Source organism: Zongyangia sp. (assembly GCF_965361945.1).
Window position 1 is genome coordinate 1 of sequence record NZ_CBDTOK010000102.1, and the last position, 2,636, is coordinate 2,636.

General features: G+C 56.0%; 2 protein-coding genes, 1 tRNA gene and 1 rRNA gene. 2 read left to right on the forward strand and 2 right to left on the reverse strand.

Annotated elements, in window-relative coordinates:
- The first annotated feature begins 19 nt into the window (after positions 1-19).
- Positions 20-136, forward strand: a 5S ribosomal RNA gene (gene rrf / locus ACZ25G_RS06615).
- A gap of 8 nt (positions 137-144) precedes the next feature.
- Positions 145-220, forward strand: a tRNA-Asn gene (locus ACZ25G_RS06620).
- Between the two features lie 347 nt (positions 221-567).
- Here the strand turns inward: ACZ25G_RS06620 and ACZ25G_RS06625 are convergent.
- Both ACZ25G_RS06625 and buk read right to left on the reverse strand, forming a co-directional pair.
- Positions 568-1,479, reverse strand: coding sequence for a bifunctional enoyl-CoA hydratase/phosphate acetyltransferase (locus ACZ25G_RS06625; protein WP_463681929.1), 912 nt, complete (start codon positions 1,477-1,479; stop codon positions 568-570).
- Between the two features lie 14 nt (positions 1,480-1,493).
- A complete protein-coding gene (buk, locus tag ACZ25G_RS06630) occupies positions 1,494-2,567 on the reverse strand; it encodes a butyrate kinase (RefSeq protein WP_463681930.1) in 1,074 nt (357 codons plus the stop codon).
- Positions 2,568-2,636 lie beyond the last annotated feature (69 nt).

A 2,636-nucleotide genomic window follows, 5' to 3' on the forward strand; every position in this document is an offset into this window, starting at 1 on the left:
TGACTTCCCGTTGTCCTTTGCCGGTGCCTATAGCGATGAGGTCCCACCTGTTCCCATCCCGAACACAGTAGTTAAGCTCATCTGTGCCGAAAATACTTGGCGGGTGACTGCCTGGGAAAATAGGTCGGTGCCGGCTTCTCATATTCCTCCTTAGCTCAGTCGGTAGAGCATGCGGCTGTTAACCGCAGGGTCGTCTGTTCGAGCCAGACAGGGGGAGCCAAAGAAAGAGACAGCAGCAAAAGCGGCTGTCTCTTTTTCGTAAGAAAAAGTTGAGAGGACGGCTGTTAACTGGCGGCTGGGGGCCCGCCCCCGGTGGGGGGAGGAGGGTCCCAAGGCGCAGGAAGAAACAAGGAGCGGCGGGAGGCGGAAGACGACTGGCCGCGACTATGTTTCTGACCGGAAAGGTCGTCTGTTCGAGCCAGACAGGGGGAGCCAAAGAAAAGACAGTTGTAAAAAACAACTGTCTTTTCTTTTTTGTTCCGATGACATAGAACGAACGATAGAAAGGGCTGCGGCAAAATTAGTCGCAGCCCTTTCTATGTATCTATGGGAGAAATTGAGTTGATCTTAGTAGGCCTGGGACAAAATGACAGCAGTGAGGATAGAGTGATATTTATCCTCCGGGCTGTCGGTGCGGGAAGTCATAATGACAGGAATTGAAGCACCCAAGAGAGCGCCTGCCGTGGGGAGCTTGGCAAAATAGGTCAGGGACTTGGTGAAAATATTGCCGGCACAGAGATCCGGCATGATGAGGATATCGGCAACTCCAGCTACAGGAGAAGAAATTCCCTTATGCTTTGCTGCCTGTATGCTGACAGCGTTATCCAGCCCCAGCGGGCCATCCACAATACAGCCCTGAATTTGGCCCCTCTCATTGGCTTTGGAGAGCATAGCGGCGTCAATGGTGCTCTGCATCACGGGATTAATCACCTCTACCGGCGCCACAACGGCTGCCTTTGGGCAATCAATGCCCAAACGATGGGCTAGAAAAACAGCGTTTTGGAGGATCTTCACCTTATCAGGATATTCTGGCGCGATGTTCACAGCGCAGTCGGAAATAATCATCATCCTTTCTTCCTCTGGCAGCTCCAGCAGGGTAGCCTGGCTCAGTAATCCACGCTCTGGGACAAAGCCATAGCCTTTATCCAGGATTGCCCGCATAAAGGCCGCCGTCTGGATAATCCCCTTCATGGGGATGTCTGCCTGCCCATCCCGGACCAGCTGGCAGGCGGTACGGGCGCAAAGGGCGTCTTCCTCCTGAGGGATGATGAGGTAAGGGGAGGCATCCTCCCCAAGCTCCGCCAACAGAGCCCGGATTTTTTCCTCCCGGCCAATGAGGGTGGCCTCCACGATTCCCTTTCTCCGGGCCTCCACCAGGGAACGGAGGGCGTCGAGGTCATGGGCTCCAGCCAGGGCCACCCGCTTTTTTTCCCTGCCTTTCAAAATATGTTGTTCCATTTGGGAAAAACTTTGCAGCATATGTGATTCTCCTTTCAGTCCCGAAGCTCCTGGATTGGCTGTTCCCCTCGCAGCGCTTCCAGGGAGTTGAGACAGAGGGACTGCATCTCATATTCCCCTGGGTAGAGGTGAACCGGGGCGATAAACCCCACATGCTCCTTGATAAAAGCGGTCATCCGGGGGGAATGGGCCATGCCGCCGGTAATGAGGATGGCGTCCACCTTACCGCAGAGGACGGCGGCGCATCCGGCAATTTCTTTTGAAGTTTGATAGGCCATAGCGTCTAGTACCTCACCACACTGGGCGTCCCCGGCTTCGGCCCGCTGTTCTACCTTGAGAGCGTCGTTTTCTCCCAGGTAGGCCATCATGCCCCCTTGACCGCTGAGCTTGCGCTTCATCTCCTGATGGGTATACTTTCCGGAGAAGCACATCTCGACCAAACCACCCACCGGAACGGTGCAGCAACGGTTGGTGGAGAAGGGCCCGTCCCCGGTAATGCCGTTGTTGGCGTCAACCATTCGCCCCTTTCGATGGGCGGCAACAGTGATGCCGCCCCCCATGTGGGCCACCACCAGGTTCAGTTCCTCGTAGGGCCGCCCAATATCCCGGGCGTACTGCCGCCCTACCGCCCGGTGGTTAAGGGCGTGGAAGCTACTCCTCCGGGGCAGCTCGGGCAGGCCGCTGTATCGGGCCAGGGGCTCAAACTCATCGGTGGTGGGAGGGTCCACTGTCAGGGGAAGTGAACCCTGGGACGCCAGCTTATAGACAATGCGCAGCCCCAGGTCGGTGACATGCTGGCCGTATTTTCCGCTGCCGGACTGGGCCAGCATAGCCTCATTGACCCGGTAGACGCCGCCTACCAGAGGTTTGGTATGTCCGCCCCGGGTGACAATAGCGTCTAAGTCTTTGACGGCAATGTGGTTTTCTTTAAGGAAATTGAGAATGGTGCTGGTGCGCAGCTCCTCCTGTTCCCAGATGGTGGAAAATTCCCGAAGATCTTCGGCGCTGTGGGGGAGGGAGGCGCTGATCACGCACCTTTCATCCTCATAATAACACAGCTTGGTGGAGGTGGAGCCTAGATTGATAGCGACAATACGATAAGTTTTCACCTGCTCTCCTCCTCATTCGCTTTTGTGAAGCATCTCTTCATAATGTTGGGTCACCTGCGCCTGAAGCGC